The 23400-nt window shown below is 72.5% G+C and carries 23 protein-coding genes; 10 read left to right on the forward strand and 13 right to left on the reverse strand.

Translation table 11 applies throughout. The annotated features are described in order from the left end of the window. The gene (locus tag ACQP00_RS15600; protein ID WP_433219572.1) at positions 1–2490 is read left to right on the forward strand and encodes an ATP-binding protein; all 2490 of its coding nucleotides are present in this window, start codon (positions 1–3) and stop codon (positions 2488–2490) included. On the opposite strand, the gene ACQP00_RS15605 is transcribed toward ACQP00_RS15600, so the two are convergent. Then, the gene (locus ACQP00_RS15605) at positions 2471–3163 is read right to left on the reverse strand and encodes a response regulator (RefSeq protein WP_433219574.1); all 693 of its coding nucleotides are present in this window, start codon (positions 3161–3163) and stop codon (positions 2471–2473) included. The genes ACQP00_RS15600 and ACQP00_RS15605 overlap by 20 nt on opposite strands. Next, positions 3160–4188: a sensor histidine kinase gene (locus ACQP00_RS15610; RefSeq protein WP_433219576.1), complete on the reverse strand. Its 1029-nt coding sequence runs from the start codon at positions 4186–4188 to the stop codon at positions 3160–3162. The genes ACQP00_RS15605 and ACQP00_RS15610 overlap by 4 nt, the downstream gene beginning before the upstream one ends. A 199-nt stretch (positions 4189–4387) precedes the next feature. On the opposite strand from ACQP00_RS15610, the gene ACQP00_RS15615 reads away from it, so the two are divergent. Then, the gene (locus ACQP00_RS15615) at positions 4388–5776 is read left to right on the forward strand and encodes a serine hydrolase domain-containing protein (RefSeq protein ID WP_433219578.1); all 1389 of its coding nucleotides are present in this window, start codon (positions 4388–4390) and stop codon (positions 5774–5776) included. A 2-nt stretch (positions 5777–5778) separates the two neighbouring features. Here the strand turns inward: ACQP00_RS15615 and ACQP00_RS15620 are convergent, their stop codons facing one another. Then, positions 5779–6213 carry a hypothetical protein gene (locus ACQP00_RS15620; RefSeq protein WP_433219580.1) on the reverse strand — a complete coding sequence of 145 codons (435 nt, stop codon included), beginning with the start codon at positions 6211–6213 and terminating at the stop codon, positions 5779–5781. A 167-nt stretch (positions 6214–6380) separates the two neighbouring features. Here ACQP00_RS15620 and ACQP00_RS15625 point away from each other — a divergent pair, with 167 nt between their 5' ends. After that, positions 6381–7559 (forward strand): diaminopimelate decarboxylase family protein, encoded by a 1179-nt coding sequence (locus tag ACQP00_RS15625; RefSeq protein ID WP_433219582.1) that lies wholly within the window; start codon positions 6381–6383, stop codon positions 7557–7559. 83 nt (positions 7560–7642) lie between these two features. Beyond that, a complete protein-coding gene (locus ACQP00_RS15630) occupies positions 7643–9100 on the forward strand; it encodes a M20/M25/M40 family metallo-hydrolase (RefSeq protein WP_433219584.1) in 1458 nt (485 codons plus the stop codon). Here ACQP00_RS15630 and ACQP00_RS15635 read toward each other — a convergent pair. The 4 genes from ACQP00_RS15635 to ACQP00_RS15650 are packed head-to-tail and all read right to left on the reverse strand — an operon-like array spanning position 9079 to position 13831. After that, on the reverse strand, positions 9079–9264 hold the full coding sequence (locus ACQP00_RS15635; protein ID WP_433219586.1) for a CGNR zinc finger domain-containing protein: 186 nt from the start codon (positions 9262–9264) through the stop codon (positions 9079–9081). The two genes, ACQP00_RS15630 and ACQP00_RS15635, sit on opposite strands and share 22 nt — an antisense overlap. 56 nt (positions 9265–9320) lie before the next feature. After that, positions 9321–10799 carry a sensor histidine kinase gene (locus tag ACQP00_RS15640; RefSeq protein WP_433219588.1) on the reverse strand — a complete coding sequence of 493 codons (1479 nt, stop codon included), beginning with the start codon at positions 10797–10799 and terminating at the stop codon, positions 9321–9323. Between the two features lie 39 nt (positions 10800–10838). Further along, the gene (locus ACQP00_RS15645; protein WP_433219590.1) at positions 10839–12179 is read right to left on the reverse strand and encodes a sodium:proton exchanger; all 1341 of its coding nucleotides are present in this window, start codon (positions 12177–12179) and stop codon (positions 10839–10841) included. Between the two features lie 26 nt (positions 12180–12205). Beyond that, complete coding sequence (locus tag ACQP00_RS15650) at positions 12206–13831, reverse strand: FAD-binding dehydrogenase (RefSeq protein ID WP_433219592.1); 1626 nt, start codon at positions 13829–13831, stop codon at positions 12206–12208. A gap of 75 nt (positions 13832–13906) precedes the next feature. Here ACQP00_RS15650 and ACQP00_RS15655 point away from each other — a divergent pair, with 75 nt between their 5' ends. Beyond that, on the forward strand, positions 13907–14956 hold the full coding sequence (locus ACQP00_RS15655; RefSeq protein WP_433219594.1) for a PucR family transcriptional regulator: 1050 nt from the start codon (positions 13907–13909) through the stop codon (positions 14954–14956). 29 nt (positions 14957–14985) lie between these two features. Then, positions 14986–16098 (forward strand): M20 metallopeptidase family protein, encoded by a 1113-nt coding sequence (locus ACQP00_RS15660; RefSeq protein WP_433219596.1) that lies wholly within the window; start codon positions 14986–14988, stop codon positions 16096–16098. Here ACQP00_RS15660 and ACQP00_RS15665 read toward each other — a convergent pair. Genes ACQP00_RS15665 through ACQP00_RS15675 form a run of 3 tightly spaced genes read right to left on the reverse strand, consistent with a single transcriptional unit; the run spans position 16032 to position 17483 of the window. Then, positions 16032–16607 (reverse strand): hypothetical protein, encoded by a 576-nt coding sequence (locus ACQP00_RS15665; protein ID WP_433219598.1) that lies wholly within the window; start codon positions 16605–16607, stop codon positions 16032–16034. The two genes, ACQP00_RS15660 and ACQP00_RS15665, sit on opposite strands and share 67 nt — an antisense overlap. A 45-nt stretch (positions 16608–16652) precedes the next feature. Further along, entirely contained in the window at positions 16653–17102 is a 450-nt protein-coding gene (locus ACQP00_RS15670; protein ID WP_433219600.1) for a permease-like cell division protein FtsX, read from the reverse strand. A gap of 21 nt (positions 17103–17123) precedes the next feature. Continuing rightward, positions 17124–17483, reverse strand: a complete 360-nt coding sequence (locus ACQP00_RS15675; protein WP_433219602.1) for a DUF4267 domain-containing protein — start codon at positions 17481–17483, stop codon at positions 17124–17126. Between the two features lie 82 nt (positions 17484–17565). On the opposite strand from ACQP00_RS15675, the gene ACQP00_RS15680 reads away from it, so the two are divergent. Further along, positions 17566–18114 carry a TetR/AcrR family transcriptional regulator gene (locus ACQP00_RS15680; RefSeq protein ID WP_433219604.1) on the forward strand — a complete coding sequence of 183 codons (549 nt, stop codon included), beginning with the start codon at positions 17566–17568 and terminating at the stop codon, positions 18112–18114. Between the two features lie 24 nt (positions 18115–18138). Then, positions 18139–19539 (forward strand): pyridoxal phosphate-dependent decarboxylase family protein, encoded by a 1401-nt coding sequence (locus ACQP00_RS15685; RefSeq protein WP_433219606.1) that lies wholly within the window; start codon positions 18139–18141, stop codon positions 19537–19539. On the opposite strand, the gene ACQP00_RS15690 is transcribed toward ACQP00_RS15685, so the two are convergent. Then, positions 19527–20171: a TetR/AcrR family transcriptional regulator gene (locus ACQP00_RS15690; protein ID WP_433219608.1), complete on the reverse strand. Its 645-nt coding sequence runs from the start codon at positions 20169–20171 to the stop codon at positions 19527–19529. The genes ACQP00_RS15685 and ACQP00_RS15690 overlap by 13 nt on opposite strands. Positions 20172–20227: 56 nt before the next feature. Between ACQP00_RS15690 and ACQP00_RS15695 the strand changes: the two genes are divergently transcribed. Next, positions 20228–20713: a hypothetical protein gene (locus ACQP00_RS15695; protein WP_433219610.1), complete on the forward strand. Its 486-nt coding sequence runs from the start codon at positions 20228–20230 to the stop codon at positions 20711–20713. On the opposite strand, the gene ACQP00_RS15700 is transcribed toward ACQP00_RS15695, so the two are convergent. Continuing rightward, positions 20632–21576 (reverse strand): NADP-dependent oxidoreductase, encoded by a 945-nt coding sequence (locus ACQP00_RS15700; protein WP_433219612.1) that lies wholly within the window; start codon positions 21574–21576, stop codon positions 20632–20634. The genes ACQP00_RS15695 and ACQP00_RS15700 overlap by 82 nt on opposite strands. Beyond that, positions 21573–22004, reverse strand: a complete 432-nt coding sequence (locus tag ACQP00_RS15705) for a MarR family winged helix-turn-helix transcriptional regulator (RefSeq protein ID WP_433219614.1) — start codon at positions 22002–22004, stop codon at positions 21573–21575. The genes ACQP00_RS15700 and ACQP00_RS15705 overlap by 4 nt, the downstream gene beginning before the upstream one ends. A gap of 198 nt (positions 22005–22202) precedes the next feature. Here ACQP00_RS15705 and chvE point away from each other — a divergent pair, with 198 nt between their 5' ends. After that, positions 22203–23327, forward strand: coding sequence for a multiple monosaccharide ABC transporter substrate-binding protein (gene chvE / locus ACQP00_RS15710; RefSeq protein ID WP_433219616.1), 1125 nt, complete (start codon positions 22203–22205; stop codon positions 23325–23327). Positions 23328–23400 lie beyond the last annotated feature (73 nt).

Below are 23400 nucleotides of genomic sequence, written 5' to 3' on the forward strand. Positions count from 1 at the left end.
ATGGCGCGCGGGACGCTGCGTGTCTACCTCGGGGCGGCGCCCGGCGTCGGCAAGACCTACAAGATGCTGGAGGAAGGGCGGCGGCGCCTCGAACGCGGCACCGATGTCGTCGTCGGGTTCGTGGAGACGCACGCGCGCCCCGCCACCGCGGCGATGCTCGACGGGCTGGAGGTGCTGCCGCGCAAGGACGTGGCGTACCGCGGCTCGACGTTCACCGAGATGGACGTCGACGCCGTCGTCGCCCGCCGGCCCGAGGTCGCGCTCGTGGACGAGCTCGCGCACACGAACATTCCCGGCAGCGGGCACGAGAAGCGCTGGCAGGACATCGAGCGGCTGCTCGACGCGGGCATCGACGTGCTGACCACGGTCAACGTGCAGCACCTGGAGTCGCTCAACGACGTGGTCGAGGGCATCACCGGCGTGCCGCAGCGCGAGACCGTCCCGGACGCGGTCGTGCGCCGCGCCGAGCAGATCGAGCTCGTCGACATGACCCCCGAGGCCCTGCGCCGGCGGATGGCGCACGGCAACATCTACAAGCCGGAGAAGATCGACGCCGCGCTGGGCAACTACTTCCGCGTCGGCAACCTCACCGCGCTGCGCGAGCTGGCGCTGCTGTGGCTGGCCGACAAGGTCGACGACCAGCTCGACCAGTACCGCGCCGACCACGGCATCGACAAGAAGTGGGAGACCCGGGAGCGGGTGGTCGTCGCGCTCACCGGCGGGCCGGAGGGCGACACGCTCATCCGCCGCGCGGCCCGGGTCGCCGCGCGCACGAAGGCGGCCGACCTCCTGGCCGTCCACATCGTGCGCGGCGACGGTCTGGCCGGCGCGGATCCGGCCAACCTCACGCGGCAGCGGCTGCTCGTGGAGTCCCTCGGCGGCACGTACCACCAGGTGCTCGGGGCCGACGTGCCCAAGGCCCTGCTCGACTTCGCGCGCGGGGTGAACGCCACGCAGCTGGTGCTCGGGGCCAGCCGCCGGGGCCGCCTCGCGCAGATCCTGTCGCCCGGCGTCGGCGTGACGACCACCGCCGAGTCCGGGGCGATCGACGTCCACCTCGTCACGCACGAGGAGGCGCGCCGGTTCGCCTTCCGCGCCCGCCGCCCGGGCGGCCTCGACCTGCGCCGCCGCCTCGCCGGGCTGCTGCTCGCGGTGGCCGGGCTGCCGCTGCTGACCCTCGTGCTGGCCCAGTTCCGCGAGGACATGGTGCTGCCGAGCGAGATCCTCGCCTACCTCGTGCTGGCCGTCGCCGCCGCGCTCGTCGGCGGCCTGCTGCCCGCGCTGCTCTGCGCGATCGGCGGGTTCCTGCTGCTCAACTGGTTCTTCACGCCGCCCGTCAACCGGTTCACCATCGCCGAGCGGGAGAACGTGTTCGCGCTCGTCGCGTTCGTGTTCGTCTCGGTCGCGGTGGCCACCGTCGTCGACCGGGCCGCGCGCCGGGCCCGCGACGCCGCCCGGGCCTCGGCCGAGGCGCAGACGCTGTCCACGCTGGCCGGCAGCGTCCTGCACGGCGACAACCCGCTCGAGGCGCTGCTCGAACGGGTCCGCGAGTCGTTCGGGCTGACCTGCGTGACGCTGCTGGAGCGCGACGCCGAGCCCGCACCGTGGCGGGTGGCCGCGTCCGTCGGCGGCGACGTGCCGTGCATGTCGCCGGCCGAGGGCGAGACGGAGGTCCCGGTCGAAGAGAACGTCGCGCTGGTACTGCGCGGTCACGCCCTGCCCGCGGAGGCCCGCCGGCTCGTCGAGGCGTTCGCCGCGCACGCCGCGATCGCGCTGCGCCAGCGCCGGCTCAGCGAACAGGCGGCCGCGGCCGGCACGCTCGCCGAGGTCGACCAGTTGCGCACCGCGCTGCTGTCGGCGGTGAGCCACGACCTGCGCACCCCGCTCGCCTCGGCCAAGGCCGCGGTGGGCAGCCTGCGCAGTCCCGATGTGCACTTCTCCGACGAGGACCAGGCGGAGTTGCTCGCCACCGCCGAGGAGTCGCTGGACAAGCTGACCCGGCTGGTGGAGAACCTGCTCGACATGTCCCGGCTGCAGGCGGGCGCGCTGGCGCTGGCCCTGGAGCCGGTCGACCTCGCCGACGCGCTGCCCCGCGCCGCCGACGACCTGGACGCGGCCGTGCCGATCAGCGTGCCACCGGAGTTGCCGCCGGTACGCGCGGACCCGGCCCTCCTGGAGCGCATCCTCGTGAACCTGCTCGCGAACGCGCTGCGGTACAGCCCGCCCGGCCGTCCACCCGCGCTCGGCGCGAGCGCGCACGCCGGACGGGTCGAGATCCGGGTCGTCGACCACGGCCCGGGGCTGCCGGCGGCGGACCACGACCGCGTCTTCCAGCCGTTCCAGCGGCTGGGCGACCGCGACAACTCGACCGGCGTGGGCCTCGGGCTGGCGCTGTCCCGCGGGCTGGCCGAGGCGATGGGCGGCACGCTCACCCCGGAACCGACCCCCGGCGGCGGCCTGACGATGACCCTCACCCTGCCGCGGGCGTGACGTCCATGCGGTAGCCGATGCCCGGTTCCGTCACGAAGTAGCGCGGCCGCGACGGGTCGGGTTCGAGTTTGCGGCGCAGGTTGGCGAAGTGCACCCGCAGGTAGTTCGTCTCCGTCTCGTACTGCGGGCCCCACACCTCGCGCAGCAGCCGCTTGTGTTCGACCAGCTTGCCCTCGTGCCGCGCCAGCACTTCGACCAGGTGCCACTCGGTCGGGGTGAGCCGGATGAGCGTGCCGTCCGGGCCGGTCGCCTGCTTGGTCGACAGGTCCAGGGTGAACGCCGGGGTCGCGATCACGGGCGCCGACGGGGCGGGGGCGGCCCGGCGCAGCGCCGCACGCATCCGGGCGAGCAGTTCGTCCATGCCGAACGGCTTGGTCACGTAGTCGTCGGCCCCGGCATCCAGGGCCTGCACCTTCGTCGGCCCGCTGTGGCGGGCGGACAGGACGATGATGGGCACGCCGCTGTACCCCCTGATGCCCGCCACCACATCCAGCCCGTCCAGGTCGGGCAGGCCGAGGTCGACGATCACCAGATCCGGCGGGTGATGCGCGGCGGCGGCCAGCCCGGCGGCACCGGAACCGGCCGTCTGCACCTGGTAGCCGCGCGCGGCGAAGTTCAGCCGCAGCGCGCGCAGCAGCGGCTCGTCGTCGTCGATGATCAGGACCTTGCTCATACGCGCGGCAACTCCACCGTCATCGTCAGGCCTCCACCACGGGTCTCGGACGGGGTGACGGTGCCGGCCATCGCCTCCGTGAAGCCGCGCACGATCGCCAGGCCGAGGCCCAGCCCGGCCCCGCCGCGGTCGCCGAGCCGCTGGAACGGCTCGAACAGCGCGTCCCGCTGCGCCGCCGGCACGCCCGGGCCGTTGTCGGCCACGACCAGCCGGACCCGCGAACCGTCGGCCGTGCCGGTGATGCGCACCCGCGGCGCGGCCTTGAGCGAGTTCTGCACGAGGTTGGCCAGCACGGTGGTCAGCAGGCCGGGATCGGCCAAGGCGAGGGGCAGATCATCCGGTACCTCCACCGTCACCCGATCGCGGGCGTGCTCGGGGTCGGGCAGGTGGAGTACAACTTCGGCGGCCACCGCGTCGAGGGCCGTCGGCTCCGGGGTGGCCGACAGCACGCCCGCGCGCAGCCGGCTGAGCGAGAGCAGGTTCTCCACCAGCGCCGTCATCCGGTCGGTGGCGTGCTCGACGGTGGCCAGCAGCTCGGCCCGGTCCTCGGCCGAGAAGTCCAGGTCGGGGCTGCGCAGGCTCGACGCGGCGGCCTTGATCCCGGCCAGCGGCGTGCGCAGGTCGTGGCTGACCGCGTCGAGCAGCGCGGTGCGTAGCCGGTCGACCTCGGTCAGCTCCTGGGTCTGGCGGATCGCGGCCCGGCGGCGTTCGGCCACGTCCATGGCGACCGCGACCGCCGCCGCCACCACGACGTACACGACCAGCGCGATCACGTTGTCGAAACTCGCCACGCCCAACGTGCGCAGCGGCGGCACGAAGAAGAAGTTGAGCAGCAGATCGGCGGCGACGGCCGCGCCGAGGGCGGTCCACAGCCCGCCCGCGACCGCGGTGCCGGCCACCGGGACCAGGTACAGCAGCGTGACCGACGCGAGCGACAGGTGCCCGCGCAGCGGCGCGAGGACGGCGGTCGCCGCGGCCAGCCCGACCACCGCGACCACGGCGCCCCGGGTGTGTTCGCTGCTCACCTGTCCATCTTCCCAGCGCCCGGGGTCGCGCTCGGCACCGGCCGGGTGCGAAATGCGCGTTTGTGCACGCGGTGCGCCGGGCCGGGTGATCGTTTCGGCTGTTCGGGCGCGGGATGCGGGAGGGTGTTGGGTTGCGGAGCGTCGCATCGGCTGTTCGGCGGGTAGGACGGCGGTGCTTGCAAGTGCAAGAATCCCGCTCGTGCTGTCTGATCGCCGGTTAGGCCGGCGCGCCGCGCTCGGTGCCGGGTTTGCCGCCTCCTTCGCTGCTCTCGCCGGGTGCGGCTCCTCCGGCGAGCCCGCGCCGGGCGAGTCCGCCGCACCCTCCGCCTCGGGTGCCGAGGACGTGATCGCGGCCGAACCCGCCGCCGCGGACGGGGTTGCCGGGCTGTCGGCGTCCGGTTCGGCGAGCGCGAGCGGGCCGGGGCAGATTCTCTCGGCGCCGTACAGCGGCAAGCTCGTCGACACCCTCAAGCGCTATCTGGTGCCGACCTCGGACAACCCGAAGCACCCGGGATATGCCGGCGCGGTCGTGCTGGTCAACGTGGCCGGCAAGGTGACCACGCACGCCGCGGTGGGCGAGGCGCTGCACTGGGGCGCCGGGCCGGTCGAGCTGCCGGCCAAGTCGCGGGTGGCGATGCGCCCCGATTCCATCTTCGACGTGGCTTCCGTGACGAAGGTGTACACGACGATCCTCGCCCTCCAGCAGGTCGATCGGGGCAAGCTCGACCTGTCCGCGCCCGTCGCGCAGTATCTGCCCGAGTTCGACGGGCCCGGCAAGGCGGCCGTCACGGTGCAGATGCTGCTCACACACACCAGCGGCCTGCCGGTCGGACCGTCGATCCCGGAGACGTCGAAGAAGCCGGACCTGGCGGCGAAGTGGGCGTACATCATCTCGACCCCGCTCGCCGACGGCGTCGCGCCCAACACGCTGTTCCGGTACACGAGCCTCGGCCTGCTGCTCACCCAGCAGATCCTGGAGAAGCTCACCGGCAAGCCGCTCGACCAGCAGGTCAAGAACGAGCTCACCGGCCCGCTCGGGTTGCGTGACACCGGCTTCAAGCCGCTCGGCTGGCTGTCCGCCGCGGACAAGGCCAACCGCCTGGTGGCCACCGACGCGCGTTCGTCGCGCGGCCTGCTGCGCGGCACGGTGCACGACGACATCTGCAACGTGCTGGGCGGCGTGGCCGGTTCGGCCGGCATCTTCACCACCGCGGCCGACCTGTCGGTGCTGGGCCTGATGCTGCTCGGCGGCGGCCAGTACAACGGCAAGCGCATCCTGTCCGAGGCGACCGTCCGCAACATGCTCACGAACAAGAACGCCGGCCTGCCCGCGACCGACGTGGACCGCCCGAACCGCACCTCGACGCACGGCATCGGCCTGGAACTCGATCAGTCGTGGTTCATGGGCAAGCTGGCCGGCTCGGGCGCGTACGGGCACACGGGCTTCACCGGCTGCGAGATCGTCGTCGAGCCGCGCCGGAAGCTCGTGCTGGTGCTGCTGACCAACCGGGCCCACCCGAACTGGAGCTGGGCCAACCCGGATCCGACCCGCGTCGCGGTCGCGAACGTCCTGGCCGACTCGATCTGAGGCTAGGCGAGGCTCGCGCAGACGATCGGGCGGCGGAGCACGACCGGTTCCGCGCGGCGGAGCAGAGTGCGCAACCGCGGGATGGAGAAGACGCCCGGATCGACGAGGGCGACCACCTCGTTGAGGCGGCGGCGCGAAGGCCAGGCGCAGGACAGGCGGGGGACGGTGCCCGTACGGTCGCGAACGGTCAGCAGGACGGCGGCGACCGCCGGGACCAGGTCGGGTGCGCACACGCGCAGGGTCGGCACGCCGGCCGTGGTGTCGCCGCGCACGACCAGCGGGCGGTCGCGGGCCGGGCCGGCCGGGGTGACGGTCAGGTGCAGGGAACCGGCCGGCGCGGGGCCGCCGTCGAGGACGATCCAGGGGGAAGGGGTCGCGGCCAGGCGGTCGATCAGCCAGGCGGCGGCGGGATCCAGGGTCACCGGGGTGCTGCTCACAGAGACCGACGCTGTCACGGCATCCCTTGCGCCACAACGATTTGCGCGTATGGAAAGCGTATGGATCCCTTGGCGGCGGGCCCGCGCGGTGCGAGCGTCGAGGTATGACGCTTCAGTCGCTTCCCATCCGGCTCGAATCAGGCGTGTGGCCGGCGTCCGCGCGATGGATGTCCGCCGATCTGCGTATCGGTGACGTCGGGCTGGCGGAGGTGGCCGAGACCTACGGCACCCCGCTGTACGTGCTCGACGAGGCCGCCGTCCGCGATCGGTGCCGCGCGTATCTGGCGGCGTTCGGGGCGGGCAACGTGGCGTACACCGGGAAGGCCCTGCTGACCTCCGGCGTCGCGCACTGGATCGCCGGCGAAGGACTCGGCCTCTATGTGGGCTCGGCCGGTGAGATCCGGGTGGCGCTCGCGGGCGGGACGAACCCGGCGCGGATGGTGCTCTACGGCAGCGCGAAGACGCCCGAGGACCTGAACACCGCGTACGGGGCGCGGGTGGGCACCATCGTCGCCGAGTCGATGAGCGACATCACGCGGCTCGCGGCGACCGCCCCGCGCGGGCAGCGGGTCCTGTTGCGGGTCGGCGGCGACGGTACCGCCGGTCTCGCCGCCGACACCGGAGAGCTCGCCGCCGCCGTCGCCCGGCTCGCCGGCCAGCCGGGCCTGCGGTTCGCCGGTTTCGACTGTTCGATCGGGCACGACATCGGCCACTCCCGCCGGTACGAGCAGGAGATCCGCCGGCTCGCCGACCTCTGCGGCCGTTTGCGCGGTGTCACGGTCGACGTGCTCAACCTCGGCGGCGGGCACAGCGACCACGACTTCGCGCTGGACGCGTTCGCCGATCGGATGCGCACGACGCTCCGCTGCGCGTTCGCGCATCACGACGTGCCGATCCCGCGCCTGACGGTGTCGCCGGGCCGGGCGGTCGTGGCGCGGGCGGGCATCACCCTGTACCGTGTGCTGACCGTCACCACCAGCCCCGACGGCCACCTGACGGTGACCACGGACGGCGGCCTGACCGACTGCCCGGCGGTGGAGTGCGCGGATCGGCACCGGGCCATGCTCATCGCGCGCCGGTCGGTCGCGCCGGTCGTCCCGGCCACGGTCCTGGGCCGGCACAACGACCCGGCGGACGTCGTCGTCCCGGCGGCCGACCTGCCGGCGGACGTGCACCCGGGCGACCTGCTGGCGATCTCGGCCACGGGGGCGTACCACCACGCCCGCGCCTCGAACTACCACCTGGTGCCGCGCCCGCCGCTGGTCGCCGTCGCGCACGGCCGGGCCCGCCCGCTGATCCGCCGGGAGACCCAGCACGACCTGCTCGCCCGCGACTGCGGCCGGTGAGACCCGCGTAGATACCCTGCGCGGGCCGGTTGGATATTGATACTTGTTTACTTGTTCCCGGGGCCGGGCCAGGATGCGAAGGCATGGAGACCGATCGCGAACCACACCACCACCCGGCCACCACGCGGCGGGCGCTCCTCACCGTGGCCACCGCCGCCGTGCCGGCCGCCGCCCTCGGGCTCGGCGCGGCCGCACCGGCCCAGGCCGAGACCGCGACGGCGGACTTCGACAGCGCGGGGCCCGGGCGCCGGCCGCAGCCGCAGGGGCCCGACCGGGACCTGCGCCGGCTGCTCGGCGAGATCGACGAGCACCGGGTCCGGGCCACCGTCGCGCGGCTCGTGGCGTTCGGGACGCGGCACACTTTGTCCAGCCAGACCGACCCGAACCGCGGGATCGGGGCCGCCCGGGACTGGCTGTTCGCGCAGTTCCAGGCGGCCGCCGCCGCGTCCGACGGGCGGATGAGCGTCGCGCTGCAGACGTTCGTGCAGCCGCCGGGTGCGCGCAATCCCGAACCGGTCACGGTCACGAACGTCGTGGCGACGCTGCGCGGCTCGGTCGCGCCCGAGCGGGTCCACGTGGTGTCCGGGCACTACGACTCGCGCATCACCGACGTCATGAACTTCAGCGACGACGCGCCCGGCGCCGATGACGACGCGTCCGGGGTCGCCGTGGTCCTCGAACTGGCCCGGGTGTTCGCGACCCGCACCGTCGAGTCGACGATCGTGTTCGTCGCGTTCGCGGGGGAGGAGCAGGGGCTCTTCGGCTCGACGTACATGGCGGCGCAGTTCAAGGCGGCCGGGGCCAACATCGCGGCGATGTTCAGCAACGACATCGTCGGGGCCAGTCAGGCGTGGGACGGCACACCGCCGGACCCGCGCACCGTCCGGCTGTTCGTCGAGGGCGTGCCGACCAGCGAGACCGCCGCGCAGACGGCCACCCGGCAGAGCGTCGGCGGCGAGGACGACGGCCCGTCGCGCCAGCTCGCCCGCTTCGTGCGCGACGTGGCCGAGAACGACGCGACCGGCATGCGCATCCGCGTCGTGTGGCGCCGGGACCGCTTCCTGCGCGGGAGCGACCACATCCCGTTCCTGCAGCAGGGGTACCCGGCCGGCCGGCTCACCGAGCCCCGCGAGAACTTCGACCACGAGCACCAGGACGTGCGCGTCGAGGGCGGAAAGCAGTTCGGCGACCTGCCGCAGTTCTGCGACTTCGGCTACATGGTCCGGGTCGCGAAGGTCAACGCGGCCACGCTCTGGTCGCTCGCGCAGGCCCCGGCCACCCCGAGCGGGGTCGGAATCGTGGCCGCGGTGCTGACCAACGACACCACGCTGCGGTGGACGCGGGGCAGCGAACCGGACCTCGCCGGCTACGAGGTGCTCTGGCGGGACAGCACCGCCCCGGACTGGACGCACGTGCTCCCGGTCGGCGACGTGACCACCGCGACGATCGACGTGGCCAAGGACAACGTGCACTTCGGGGTGCGCGCCGTGGACAAGACCGGGCACCGCAGCCCGGTCGCCTACCCCCAGCCCGTGACCTGACGAGCCCGGTGGGCGGCGACGTTGACGCGGTTGGCGCAGGCCGTCGAGCAGAAGCGGCGGCGGCCGTTGCGCACGCTGGGACGCATGGACGAGTGCGGTGCCTGCGGGCGGGCGGCGGCGACGGCCGTCGTGGAGTCGGAGCATGCGACGAGCGAGGGCATCATCCGGTACCGGCGCTGCGGTTGTGGGAATCGCTGGGTCGAACTGGCCGTGCTGGTGGTCAGTCGGATGCGCGGGGGAGTGTGAAGCAGATGCGCGCGCCGTCGGTGTAGGAGGCGTCCAGCCAGATGCGGCCGCCGTGGTGTTCGACGATGCGTTTGCAGATGGCCAGGCCGATGCCCGTGCCCGGGTAGACGTCGCGCGGGTGCAGGCGCTGGAAGATGACGAAGATCTTCTCCTCGAACTGCGGCTCGATGCCGATGCCGTTGTCCTGCACCGAGAAGCGGTGGAAGCCGTCCTCCGGCTCGACGCGCACGACGATGTTCGGGTCGGTGTCCGGCTTGCGGAACTTGACGGCGTTGCTCACGAGGTTCTGCAGGAGCATCGCGAGCAGCGTCGGGTCGCCCTGCACCACGGGCAGGTCGTCGCACTCCAGCGTGGCCGCGGCGAGCCGGGCCTCGAGGTCGGAGCGCACGCGGCGCATGGTGGCGGCGAGGTCGACCTCGGTGACGTTGTCGTACACCCTTCCGACCCGCGAGAACGCCAGCAGGTCGTTGATGAGCGCCTGCATCCGGGTGGCGCCGTCGACGGCGAAGGCGATGTACTGGCGGGCGCGGTCGTCGAGCTGCGGGGAGTACCGGCGCTGGAGCATCTGGCAGAAGGATGCGATCTTGCGCAGCGGCTCCTGCAGGTCGTGGCTGGCGACGTAGGCGAACTGTTCGAGGTCGGAGTTCGAGCGCCGCAGCCGCTCCTCCTGGGCCCGGCTCGCCTCCAGCGCGGTCACGATCCGCTCGCGCATCGCCTCCACGTCGGCGCCCAGCTCGGCCAGGTCGGGCGGGCCGCCCGCCGGGACGTGGTGCTCGAAGTCGCCGTCGGCGACGCGGCGCACCGAGGCCTGGAGGCGTTCGAGCGGGCGCAGCACGAGCCGCTGCAACATGAACGCGATGGCGAACAGCCCGACGAGCAGCCCGCCGACGATGATGGCGAAGATCGTGTCGCGGCGGTGGCGGGAGGTGTCCAGGTCCGCCCGCCCGGCCGCGCGGGCGTCGTCGACGCGCTGCTGGAGGTTGGTGACGTCGGCGCGCAGGGCGTCGAACGCGGTCTTGCTCGACACGACCAGCGGCGACTGCGGATCCGGGTCGGCGATGAGTGGTTGCGCGTAGGCGGTGCGCCAGCCGGCCGCCGCCTTCTCGACCGCCTCCAGGCGCGCGAGGGCGTTCGGCTCGTCGGCGAGCAGGCCGCGCAGCCGGTCGGCCACGCGCTGCTCGGTCTCGATGCCCTCGTTGTACGGATCGAGGAACTGCCGCTCCCGCGCGAGCACGAACCCGCGCACCGCCGTCTCCTGGTCGACCAGGGCCGCCCCGAGCTCGACGACGGCGGTCGCGGCCGGCGAGATCTTCAGCTGCAGCCGGTCGGACACGCGGGTGGTGTCGGCCAGCGAGGCGTACCCGGCCCAGGAACCCAGCCCGATGAGCAGCGTCAGGGCGCCGATCGTCAGCGCGAAGAGCCGCTGGCTGGTGAGCCGCCGCCGATCAGTCACGCGTGGCAGATTACGGCAGGGCCGGGCGCGGCGCCGGAATCAACCACCGGGGTGGGACGAGATCGCCTCTTTCAGGCGGGTGCGCAGCCGCAGCCGCCCGCCGCCGGTGGTCATGCAGCGCAGGCCGTCGCCCAGTTGGTCGTACGGCGTGAGCAGGCCATCGCGCAGCATCGGGATCAGGCAGGTCCGCTTGCGCCAGACGGCGATCGCGGCGAGGACCAGGTACACCCCGCTGAGGGTCCACAGGGAGCGGTCGTGCCACTGCACGGGGAGTACCGCCGCGAGCACGAACTGCACGAGGAACAGTCCGAGCAGCGCGAGCGCCGCGCGCAGGCTGAGCGTCAGGCCGAGCAGCAGCGCGATCGCCAGCAGCGACTGGGACGCGGTCAGCAGCAGCTCGCCGCGCTGGGCCGGCTCGATCGGCAGCCCCGACCAGCCGCGGCTGGACACCGCGAACACCACCGGCAGGGTCCCGACGAGCAGGGTCCACTGGTTCACCTTGGACGACACGAGCGCGCCGAGCGCCTCGGTGGTGTGCAGCCGGTACGCGTACAGGGCCGCCACCAGCAGCTCGGGCGCCTCCGAGGCGAGCGGGGCCACCCACTGGACCAGCAGGAACTCGCTGATCCCGAGCTCCTGCCCGGTGTCGACGAGACTCTCGGCGAAGGGCTCGGCGGCCAGCAGGATGACGGCCGCCGCGACGAGGAACAGCCCGATGACCGTGCTGCGGCGGGGGACCTTGGCCAGGTTGCCGACCCACGCCGAGGGCCCGACGAGGTCCGGCTCGCCGGCCGGGGCGCGCGAGACCCGCCAGCTGTACGCGACGAAGACCGCCACCAGCACCAGCGTGTCCCACAGCGTGAGGGTGCGCTTGAAGGGGAGGATCAGGCAGTACAACGAGGCGATCGTGAGGAACGCGAGCGGCACGGCGTCGGCGCGCCCGAGTGTGATCCCGCGCTTCTTGGACCGTCGCCAGGCGATGAGCACGACCGCGACCCACCCGATGCCGACCAGGATCCGGTTGGCGCCGGTCATGTTGGCCAGGGCGAGCGAGCACGCGGGCGTTCCGGGGTCGCCGGGCGGGTGGCAGTCCGCGCCGTACTGCGCCGCCGCCTGCCCGCCCCGCCAGGTGAACACGAAGTCGACGGAGTACTCGGGCAGCACCGCGATCAGCGCCAGCACCGCCACCGCCAGCCCGGCCGACACGTCGACCTGCGCCGCCTCGGCCGCCCAGGCCAGTACGAACGCGGCCCCGACGATCGCCCCGCCGAAGACGAGGGCGGCCGCGGGGGCGGGCAGGTCGATGCCGGCGAGCGCGACGACCACTCCGGGGACGGTCGCCGCGAGCGCCAGCAGGCCCGAGAGGGGCGGTCGTCGCATGCTCGCGAACTTTACCGGCGCGCGGCTCAGACCGCCTGTGCAGCGGCGCGACCCGCCGTGCGACCGGAGAACAGGCAGCCGCCGAGGAAGGTGCCTTCGAGCGAGTTGTACCCGTGCATGCCCCCGCCGCCGAAGCCCGCGACCTCGCCGGCCGCGTACACGCCGGGGAGCGGGCTGCCGTCGGCGCGCAGGACCCGGCCGGACAGGTCGGTCTCCAGCCCGCCGAGCGTCTTGCGGGTCAGGATGTTCAGCCGCACGGCGATGAGCGGCCCGGCCTTCGGATCGAGCAGCCGGTGCGGCGTGGCGACGCGGATGAGCTTGTCCCCGCGGTACGAGCGCGCACCTCGGATCGCCGTGATCTGCGCGTCCTTGGTGAACGTGTTGGCCATCTCGCGGTCCCGCGCGACGACGGTGTCGCGGATGGCGGCGGCATCCAGCGGTACACCCGGCTCGAGCTTCTGCATCCCGGCGATGAGCTCGTCGAGCGTGGTGGCGACCACGAAGTCGGCGCCGTGCTGCTTGAACGCCTCGACCGGGCCGGGCGCGCCCTTCTTCACCCGCTGCAACACCTGCCGGACGCTGCGGTTGGTCAGGTCCGGGTTCTGCTCGGAGCCCGACAGCGCGAACTCCTTCTCGATGATCTTCTGGGTGAGGATGAACCAGCTGTGGTCGTGCCCGGTCGCGGTGATGTGCCGCAGCGTGCTGAGCGTGTCGAAGCCGGGGAAGCACGGGGCGGGCAGCCGCTTGCCGGTCGCGTCCAGCCACAGCGACGACGGACCGGGCAGGATCCGGATGCCGTGCTCAGGCCAGATCGGGTCCCAGTTGCGCAGGCCCTCGGTGTAGTGCCACATCCGGTCCGGGTTGATGACCCGCCCGCCGGCCGCCTCGGTGATGCCGAGCATGCGGCCGTCGACGTGCGCGGGCACGCCGGAGACCATCCGCTTCGGCGGCGGGCCGAGCCGCTGCGGCCAGGCCTTGCGCACCAGGTCGTGGTCGCCGCCGATCCCGCCGGACGTCACGATGACCGCCGCGGCGGACAGCTCGAAGGTGCCGGCGGCGGTGCGCGAACTCGTCTGTCCACGCGCGGCGGTGCTCGGCTCCAGGATCGTGCCGCGCACCACCCCGCCGGGCAGCAGCTCGTCGACGCGGTGCCGGAAGCGCAGCTGCACCTTGTCGCTCGCCCGCACCCGGCGCTCGAACGGCTCGACGATCCCCGGCCCGGTGCCCCACGTGATGTGGAAGCGCGGCACCGAGTTGCCGTGCCCGTCGGCCGGTCCGCCGCCCCGCTCGGCCCACCCGACGACCGGGAACACCCGGTGCCCCATGGCCCGCAGCCAGGCGCGCTTCTCCCCGGCGGCGAAGTGCACGTAGGCCTCGGCCCAGCGCCGCGGCCACTCGTCCTCGGGCCGGTCGAACTGCGCGCTGCCCAGCCAGTCCTGCCAGGCGAGGTCGGCGGAGTCCTTGATGCCCATCCGCCGCTGCTCGGGCGAGTCGACGAGGAACAGCCCGCCGAACGACCAGAACGCCTGCCCGCCGAGGCTCTGCTCGCCCTCCTGGTCGAGCAGGATGACCCGCTTGCCCGCATCGGCCACCTCGGCCGCCGCCACCAGCCCGGCGAGCCCGGCCCCGACCACGATCACATCCGCATCCACCCGACCAGACTAGGCACCGCCGTGCCAAAATCGTTGGTGCCCGAATCACATCTCCCGGCGGAATTTGTCATCCCGGTGACAAACTCGGTGCTCGCCGCCGTCCGGGCCGCCATGCGCGAGCAGGGCCGCTCCCTCACCGGCGGCCAGGGTCACGGCCTCACGCTGGGTGTCGAGACCGCCGTCGCCACCTTCATCTCCGGCGCCGACCTCGCCCCGACCCTGTCGCTGTTCGCCGAGCTCGGCCGCACCGAATACCGCGAGGGGCACCGCGTCGACGCCCTGCGCTCGATCCTCACCCTCGGCGCCCAGACCTTCTGGGCCACGCTCGTCGAACGCCCGGGTTCCCTTGAACCGCCGCAGTTGTACTCCACTGCCGCCGCCCTCTTCGCCTACGTCGACGCGCTCGCGGGCGCCGCCGCGGAGGGCTACCTCGACGAACAGCGCGACGCCGCCCGGGACTGGGCGCAACTCCGCCGCCGCCTCATCACGCTGCTCATCCAGCCGGACCCGCCGGCCGAGCCGACGCTGGCGGCCGCGGCCGAGGAGGCGAACTGGCCGCTGCCCGCGTCGGTGTGCGCGGTGAGCGTCGAGGGCACCGACGCCGAGCACCTGGCCCGCGCGGCCGGCGGCGGCGCGATCGCCACGGTCATCGACGGCGCGACCCGCCTGCTGTGCCCGTCACCGTCCACCTTGGACCGTGCGCTGTCGTCCCGGCGCGCCGCGATCGGCCCGCTGGTGCCGATCCGCGCGGCCCGGCGCTCGTACCGCATCTCGCGGCGGGCGCTGGAGCTGCAACAGGCGGCGCGGCTGCCCGACGGGGTGCTCGTGTGTGACGACCATCTGGTGCCGCTCCTGCTCGGCTGGGAGCCCGGGGTCGCCGATCGCCTGGCCGCCCGCGCGCTCGCCCCGCTCGACGGCGTGTCGGCGGCGGCGCGGGCCGCGCTGACCGAGACGCTGCTCGCCTGGCTGCGCTGCCAGGGCCAGGTCATCCCGGCGGCGCGGGAGTTGCACACGCATCCGCAGACGGTGCGGTACCGCCTGCGCCGCCTCCGCGACCTGTTCGGCGACGCCCTGGACGACCCGGACCAGCGCCTCGCCCTGCACCTCGCCCTCATGGCCGTCTAGTTCTTGCATCGTTTTGTATGATCGCGAACATGATCCTCCTGCGGCGGGAGTTGCACCAACGGCCCGAACCGGCCGGCCACGAGGAACGGACGGCGGCGGCCGTGGCGTCCCGGCTCACGGCGGCGGGCATCCCGGTGACGACGGGGGTCGGCGGCCACGGCGTCGTCGCGGTGGTGGAGGGCGGCACCCCGGGCCCCACGATCGCGTACCGCGCCGACATGGACGCGATGCTCACCGCCGCGGGCCCCGCCCACCTGTGCGGCCACGACGTGCACACCGCGATCGGCGTCGGCATCGCGCAGACCCTGGCGCGCACCCCGTTCGCCGGCCGCGCGATGGTGCTCTTCCAACCGGCCGAGGAAACCCTCGAGGGCGCGCGGGCGATGCTCGCTTCCGGCGTTTTCGCTTCGGGTGTACCGGATGAGGTCTACGCCCTCCACTGTGGACCCTATCCGGTGGGCACCTTCGGGGTGATGCCCGGCGTCGGCCAGCCGGGCCAGGACACCGGGCACGTCGAGGGCGGAGATGCCGCGCTGGTGGCGGCGATCGAGGGCCTGTCGACGGTACGGCGGCCGACGAACGACGCGGAGTTCCAGCGGCTGTTCGCGGACCTGCACACCCCGGACGGCCCGCTGCGCCGCTTCGTGTTCGCGGAGTCGTGGATCGAGCCGGGCTCCGCGGCGGCGCGCTTCGCGGTGCGCGCCTGGCCCGACGACCGGTACCCGGAGCTGCGCACGGAGCTCCACCGCCTGGCCGGCGACCGCCGCATCGTCTTCGACGGCGACCCGTTCCCGGCGATGGTCTGCTCGGCCGAGCTCAGCACCCTCGCGGCGGCGCACCTGCTGACGGTGCCGGGGGTCTCGTCGATCGCCACGATGCATGCGGCGTTCCCCTTCAACGGCGAGGACTTCGGCCTGTTCCTGGCGCACGCCCCGGGCGCGATGTTCTTCCTCGGCGTCGGCCCCGCCGGCGTGCCGCACGCCCCGACGTTCACGGTCGACGAGCGCGCGATCCCACTCGGCGTGCGGGCCATGACCAGCCTCCTGCTCGACCGCTTGGCCGCCCTCGCCCGGCGTCAGGACGGGGCGACCAGACCGTCGCCCTCGGAATCCTCGACCGGGCGGCGCGGGCCGGCGACCTGACCCGGGGTCCGGGGAACGTCGGGCCGGGGCCCGCCACCCGGGCGCAGGCCCGTCGCCGCGTCGACGAGCGCGATGAAGTCGGACGAGTAGATCTCGCGGACGGCCGTCCACACGCGGGGGAACTCCGGCATGGCGAAGTCGATCTCCATTGATCGCTTCCAGTCCAGCCAGAGGTCCTCGGCGATGGCTCCCGTGCGGTAGGCGTGGAAGGTGCCCTCGTGCTGATCCAGCCGTACCCACAGGAAGAGGCTCTTGCGGTTCTCGACGTATCCGGCCGGCGGGAAGTGGCGGCTGGCGAGGAACCACTCGAGCAGGTCGTGGTCGGTGGACAGGGCGTTGTAGGTGAAGTCGGCGCCGTATCGGACCAGTTCCTCGCGAGTGCCCTGCTGCAGCGCGGCCAGGGCCGACGATGTCTGGCGGGCGGTTTCGCGGGTCTGCCGCAGGCTCAGCCAGAGCGCGAAGGCCGCCGCGAGGAGTGAGACCGTCTGGACGATATCGGCGATGCTCATACGTTCAGTATCGGGGACGGTGCCCAGTGTGAGCGGTGCGCGACCCTAGCGCGTCGGGGGTGGGGTGAGGGTCTTCTTGCACTCGTCGAGCGTTGCGCACTGGATGACCACGTCGGTGACGCCGTCCATCTGCTTCACATCGTTGGCGAACGTGCTCTTGCGGATCGCGTCGTAGGAGGTCAGGTCCTTCGTCGTGAAGCGCAGCGAGGGCGGCAGGGGGACGCCGGCCACCGCGGCGGCCAGGGACGGGTCGTCCTTCAACTGGTCCTGGGCGTGCGCCTGGGCCTCGTCGCTCGACTCGAACCGCACGCTGTCGACGCCCGGCAGGGCTCGCACCTTGGTCTCGACCGCTGACTTCTGCTCGGCCGTCGCGTTGTCGGTGAACAGGACGGTGATCTGCGGCTTGAGCTTCGTGTCGAAGTCGTCCGAGGTGGTGCAGGCGGTCAGGGTCGCGGCCGCCACGACGAGCAGGGCCCCCGTGAGAAACATGCGCATGTGGCGATCATAGGGAGGCGGTCACACCGCGAAGAGCAGGGCGGCGCTGATCAGCACGACGATGGCGGTGGCGAAGTGGACGCCGAACGCCGTCGCCTTCGAGCCGCCGTTGCGCAGGACGATCACGGTGTCGCCGAATGGGGCCAGGGCGACGACCAGCATGAACCAGGCCTCGGCGGTCGGGCCGGCGAAGGCGAGCAGGGCCAGGCCGACCAGGCCGTAGGTGGCGTCGCGGACGCCCTTCACGGTCAGGTACGCGCCGGTGCCGGGCACGCCGTAGCCGACGGCGGACGGGAGCGGCTGGAGCAGGAAGCGGGCGCCGATGAACAGGATGAACAGGTTGAGCACGATGGCCAGGCCGTACGCGAGGGGAGTGAGCATCGTCCGAGTCCTTTCGAGACGGAAATCTAGCGTTGCTAGGAACGCTGTCGATGCTAGGCCTAGCAGTGCTAGGATTGCAAGCGTGGCTAGCGAAGATCGGCGTGAGCGGGACCGGGCGGTCCGGGAGCAGATGATCGTGGCGGCGGCGCGGGAGCTGGCCGAGACGCAGGGGTGGGAGGCGGTGACCACGCGGCGGCTGGCCGAGCGGGTCGAGTACAGCCAGCCGGTGCTGTACAGCCACTTCAAGAGCAAGGACGCCATCATGGCGGCCGTTGCCGTCGAGGGGTTCGCCGAGCTGGCGGTCGAACTGCACGCCGCGGGCGGGCTCGAGGAGGTGGCGCGGGCCTATCTGGACTTCGCGGAGCGGCGGCCGGCGTTGTACGACGCGATGTTCTCGCACGCCGTCGATCTCGCGTTCGCCAGCGAGCAGACGCCGCCGCAGCTGCGGGCCGGGTTCGAGGCGCTGGCGGGGGCGATCGCGCCGTACACCCGGGGGGAAGATCTTGGGTTGCTCACCGAGACGCTGTGGGCGGGGCTGCACGGGCTGGCGACGCTGACGCGCGGCGGGCGGCTGCCGCGTGAGCTGCAGGACCGGCGGCTGGCCATCCTCCTGACGCGATTGACCGGCTGAGCGGAGCCGAACACAGTAGACGGCATGAGTGCGAAGAAGGACGCCTACGATGCCGTCTTGAGTGTCGCCGAGTCGCACGCCCGGGCCTGGCTGGGGTCACTGCCCGAGCGGGCCGTGCCGCCGCGGGTCGACGCCGACCGGCTCGCGCCCGTGCTCGGAGGTCCGCTGCCCGAGGAGCCGGCCGATCCCGCCGAAGTCGTCGCGATGCTCGCCCGCGAGGCCGAGCCGGGGCTCATGGCGATGCCGTCCGGGCGGTTCTACGGCTGGGTGATCGGCGGCACGCTGCCCGCCGCGCTCGGGGCCGACTGGCTGGTCAGCGCCTGGGATCAGAACGGCGCCATGCGGTACCCGACGCCCGCCACCGCCGCGCTCGAAGAGGCCGCCGGGGCCTGGGTGCTCGACCTGCTCGGGCTGCCGTCCGGCGCCGACGTCGGGTTCGTCACCGGCGCCACCATGGCCAACTTCACCGGCCTGGCCGCCGCGCGCCGGCACGTGCTCGCCCGGCGGGGGTGGGACCTCGACTTCGACGGGCTGTTCGGGGCGCCGCGCATCCGGGTGCTGGTGGGGGAGGAGCGGCACGACACGCTCGACCTCGCGCTGCGCTATCTCGGGCTCGGCGCGCCCACCCCGGTCGCCGCCGACGAGCAGGGGCGCATCCGGCTCGACGCGCTCGCCGAGGCGCTCGCGGACGCCGGCGACGAGCCCACCATCGTGTGCCTGCAGGCCGGAAACGTCCACAGTGGAGCATTCGATCCCATCGGTACGGCCACCGACCTCGCCCACCGCCACGGCGCCTGGGTGCACGTAGACGGCGCGTTCGGGCTCTGGGCCGCCGCCTCGCCGAACCTGCGGCACATCGTGGACGGGCTCGACCGCGCCGATTCCTGGGCCACGGACGGGCACAAGACGCTGAACGTGCCGTACGACTGCGGCATCGTGATCGTCGCCGACCCCTCGGCCCTGCGCGCGGCGATGGGCGTCGAGGCCAGCTATCTCATCGAACCGGCCGGCCCGGGCGGACCCGCCGATCCGTTCGAGAAGGTCCCCGAACTGTCGCGCCGGGCGCGCGGCGTGCCCGTCTGGGCGGCGCTGCGCTCACTCGGCCGGCGCGGGGTGGCCGACATGGTGGACGGCTTCGCGCGCAACGCGACGAAGCTGGCCGATGGCATCGCCGCGATCGAGGGCGCCGAGGTGCTCAATGACGTGGTGTTCACCCAGGTCTGCGCGAGCTTCGGCGACGACGGGCGCACCGCCGCGGTCACCCGCGCGCTGCTCGACGGCGGCCGCGCGTGGATGTCCGGCTCCCGCTGGCGCGGCCGCGCGATCCTGCGCGTCTCGGTCAGCAACTGGTCCACCGACGACGCCGACATCGAGGAGTCGCTGTCCGCCGTGCGCCGGGCCGTGGCGCGGGCTCAGGGCGCGTAGGACGCCATCGAGTCCAGGATCCGCTCGACCCCGAAGGCGGGCGGCTCCTGGCCCGGCGCGCGCAGATAGGCCGCGTACTCCGGGCAGTCGTTCGCCTCCAGCAGCGGGATCAGCACGCCGAGGTCCGGCGGCGCGGCGGCGAGATCGCGGTGCAGCGCCGCCCGGAGCCGGGCCTGCCCGTCCAGCAGCATCGCGAACTCCAGCCGGACCTCGGTGGCCAGCCCGCTCGACCGGGTCGCCCGCAGGAAGCACTCGGTCCACAGCACGATGTTGCGCGTGAACGGCGTGCGCAGCCGCACATCGAGCAGCCAGGCCCGGGTGGTGTACCGCGCGAGCAGCGCGTCCGCCCACGCGCGCGCGGCCGGCCGCCATCCCGCCGTGGCGTCCAGGACCGGCGGCGGACCGCTTCCGGCGTCGGCGATGAGCGCGAGCAGGTCGTCCTTCGAGGCGACATGGCGGTACAGCGCGTTCTGCGTCACCCCCACCTCTCGCGCCACGCGCGGCATGGACACCCCGGCCACCCCCTCCGCGTCGGCCAGCCCGACCCCCGCCGCGACGATCGCGGGCAGGTCGATGGTGCGCGGCCGGCCGCGCGGAACGGGAGCCGGCACGGTCCAGGAACGTTCGAGCATTGACTCAGTCTGCCACCGGCTTTAGTGTAAGGCTTACACAAATACGGGGAGACGCCATGCGAGTGCTTCGCGCCACCGTCTGTTTCGCCGCCGCCTACACCGTCGTGACCGTGCTGGCCGGGGCGACCACGCTGATCTACGCCGCGGTCAATCACACCGAGGACGCCGATGCCCGCGCGGCGAGCATGGTGCTGGCGCCGTCGTTCACGGCCACCGTGCCGTACCACGTCGGCATCATGCTCGTGGTCGCCGGGCTGTTCGGGATGCTCTACTGGCGCCGCCCGGCCGGTCGCCGGCACGAGGCCGTCGCGCTCGCGGTGGCCTGGACGGCCGCGGCGATGCTCGTCGACTTCGTGGGCTTCGTGCTCATCCAGAACCCGTGGTCGCTCACGCCGCACGAGCTGTACGTGGACTACCAGCCCTGGATCACGCTGCTCTACGCCGCGGTGTTCGTCAGCGCCTACGGGAGCAGGACGATCTTGCCGCGGGTGTGGCGGCGGTCGACCTCCTCGAACGCCTTGGCCACGTCGTCCAGCGAGTAGGTGGCCGCGATCGGCAGCTCCAGCGTGCCGTCCGCGACCAGGCCGGCCATGTAGGTCATGACCTCCACAGTGGACGCGTCCTCGCTGCCCTCCGCCTTCACCCCGAGGCGCTGGGCGGCCTGGAACGCGATGATGGTGTTGATCCGGTCCTTGGGGATGCCCAGTTCGAGGGCGAGATCGACGTACTGCGGCCCGAACAGGTCGATGAAGGCGTCGATCCCGTCCGGGGCGGCCGCGCGCAGCCGATCGGCGAGATCCGGGCCGTAGGGCACCGGCACCACGTCGTGGGCGGTGAGCCAGTCCGCATTGGACGGTGAGGCGATGCCGAGCACCCGGGCGCCGGCGCGCCGCAGCAGCTGGACGGTCAGCGAGCCGACGCCGCCGGCCGCGGCCGAGACGGCGACCGTCTCACCCGGCTTCACCCCGATCGCGCGGACGGCGGCGTAGGCGGTGCAGCCCACGACGTAGAGGGCGCCGGCCACCTCCCACGACAGCGCGGCCGGCTTGTGGATGAGCTGGGTGACCGGCACCGCCGTGTGGGTGGCGTGACTGGAGCGCGTCCAGGAGAAGCCGAGCACCTCGTCGCCGGCCGCGAACCCGGTCACGTCCGGGCCGACCTGGGTGACGACGCCGGCCAGATCGCTGCCCTCGCCACTGGGGAACGAGGTCTGGTACCGGAATTCGAGCGCCCCGGTGCGGATGCCGCTCTCGCCCGGGTTGACCCCGGCCGCGCGCACCGCCACCACCACCTCGCCGGGGCCGGGTGAGGGCATCGGAATGTCGGCCACATAGAGCACTTCGGGCCCGCCGAAGGTGTCGAACCGCACGGCCCGGGCCGTGGTCCCGGGCATGGTCTGCGTCATGATTGCCTCCAGTTGCGCAGGGTGGACAGTGAGCGGGCGAAGCTCCGCAGGGCGCTACCCGTCAGGGCGCCGCCGAACCGCGCGGCCAGCTCGGCGTCGAACACCGTCTCGGCGGCCGCGATCGCGATGATGCCGGCGGCGGTGAGCTCCACAATGGACGATCGCCGGTCGTCGGGGTTGGGGCGGCGCTCCAGCAGGCCGCGGGCCACCACGCGGTCGACCGCCTGGCTGGCCCCGCCGATGGTGATGCCCAGGGTGGTGGCGATGTCGTTGATGCGGCACGCCTCGGTCCGGGCCACCACCCGCAGCACGTCGAGGCTGCCGAGGGGGATCGCTCCCGCCTCCCGCAGCTTGGCGTCCACGCCGTTCCACAGGTCGGTCTCGAACCGCACCAGGTCCTCGAAGACCTGCCGGAGATCCACGCTCACGGGAAGTACATTAGCACTAATTACATTAGAGCTAAAGCAAGATGTTTCGAAACATGGTGCCGTGTAACGGAGTTGACCATGGTGTTACCGATCTGTGACCACTTTCCACCGGCGAAGGGAGGTATGTTCGCGGCCATAACAAACCCCACCACCCTGCGCGCACACCCTCTCCTCCCGATACGAAAGGAGGCGTCGGGGATGGGCAAGACTCTCAAGATCCTGGCCGCCACCGCCCTGGCTGCCCTGCTCGCCACGACCTCGGCCTGCAGCGAGACCCGCAAGGACGACAACGCCGGCAGCGGCGGCGGCGACAGCGGACCGGCCCTGGTCGGCATCGCCATGCCGACCCGCAGCCTGGAGCGCTGGAACAACGACGGCGCCCACCTCGAGGACCTGCTGAAGAAGGCGGGCTACAAGACCTCGTTGCAGTACGCCGACAACAAGGTCGACCAGCAGATCACCCAGCTCCAGAACATGATCAACGACAAGGCCAAGATCCTGGTCATCGCCTCGATCGACGGCACCGCGCTCGCGCCGGTGCTGCAGCAGGCGGCCGACAAGAAGGTCAAGGTCATCGCGTACGACCGGCTGATCAACTCCAGCCCGAACGTGGACTACTACGCGACCTTCGACAACTACAAGGTCGGCCAGCTCCAAGGCCAGTTCATCGTCTCCAAGCTCGGCCTGGACCAGGGCAAGGGCCCGTTCAACCTCGAGCCGTTCGCCGGCTCGTCGGACGACAACAACGCGAAGTTCTTCTTCGCCGGCGCCTGGGACGTGCTCAAGCAGTACGTCGACAGCGGCAAGCTCGTCATCCCGTCGGGCAAGAAGCTGGCCAGCAACGACGACTGGAAGACGGTCTCGATCAACGGCTGGAAGACCGAGACGGCCCAGGCCGAGATGGACAACCGGCTGAACTCGTTCTACACGGGCGGCAAGAAGGTCAACGTCGTGCTGTCCCCGAACGACTCCCTCGCGCTGGGCATCGCGCAGTCGCTCGACTCGCACGGCTACAAGCCGGGCGGTGACTGGCCGCTGCTCACCGGGCAGGACGCCGACCTCGCCAACACCAAGAACATCCTGGCCGGCAAGCAGTCGATGACGGTCTGGAAGGACACCCGCACCCTCGGCGACCAGGTGGCCAAGATGGTCGACTCGATCAGCAAGGGCACCCAGGTGGAGACGAACGACACCAAGACCTACAACAACGGCGTCAAGGTCGTCCCCTCCTACCTCCTCCCGCCGGTCGTGGTCACCAAGGACGACGTGAAGTCGAAACTGGTCGACTCCGGCTTCTTCAAGGCCTCCGACCTGGGCCTGTAACCGCCGGAGCCAGACGGGCCGGGTCCGCCGAGTGCGGGCCCGGCCCACACGCGACTTTGTAAGGGAAGCCCCC

This window comes from Dactylosporangium sp. CS-047395 (genome assembly GCF_050942185.1).
Classification (GTDB): Bacteria; Actinomycetota; Actinomycetes; order Mycobacteriales; family Micromonosporaceae; genus Dactylosporangium.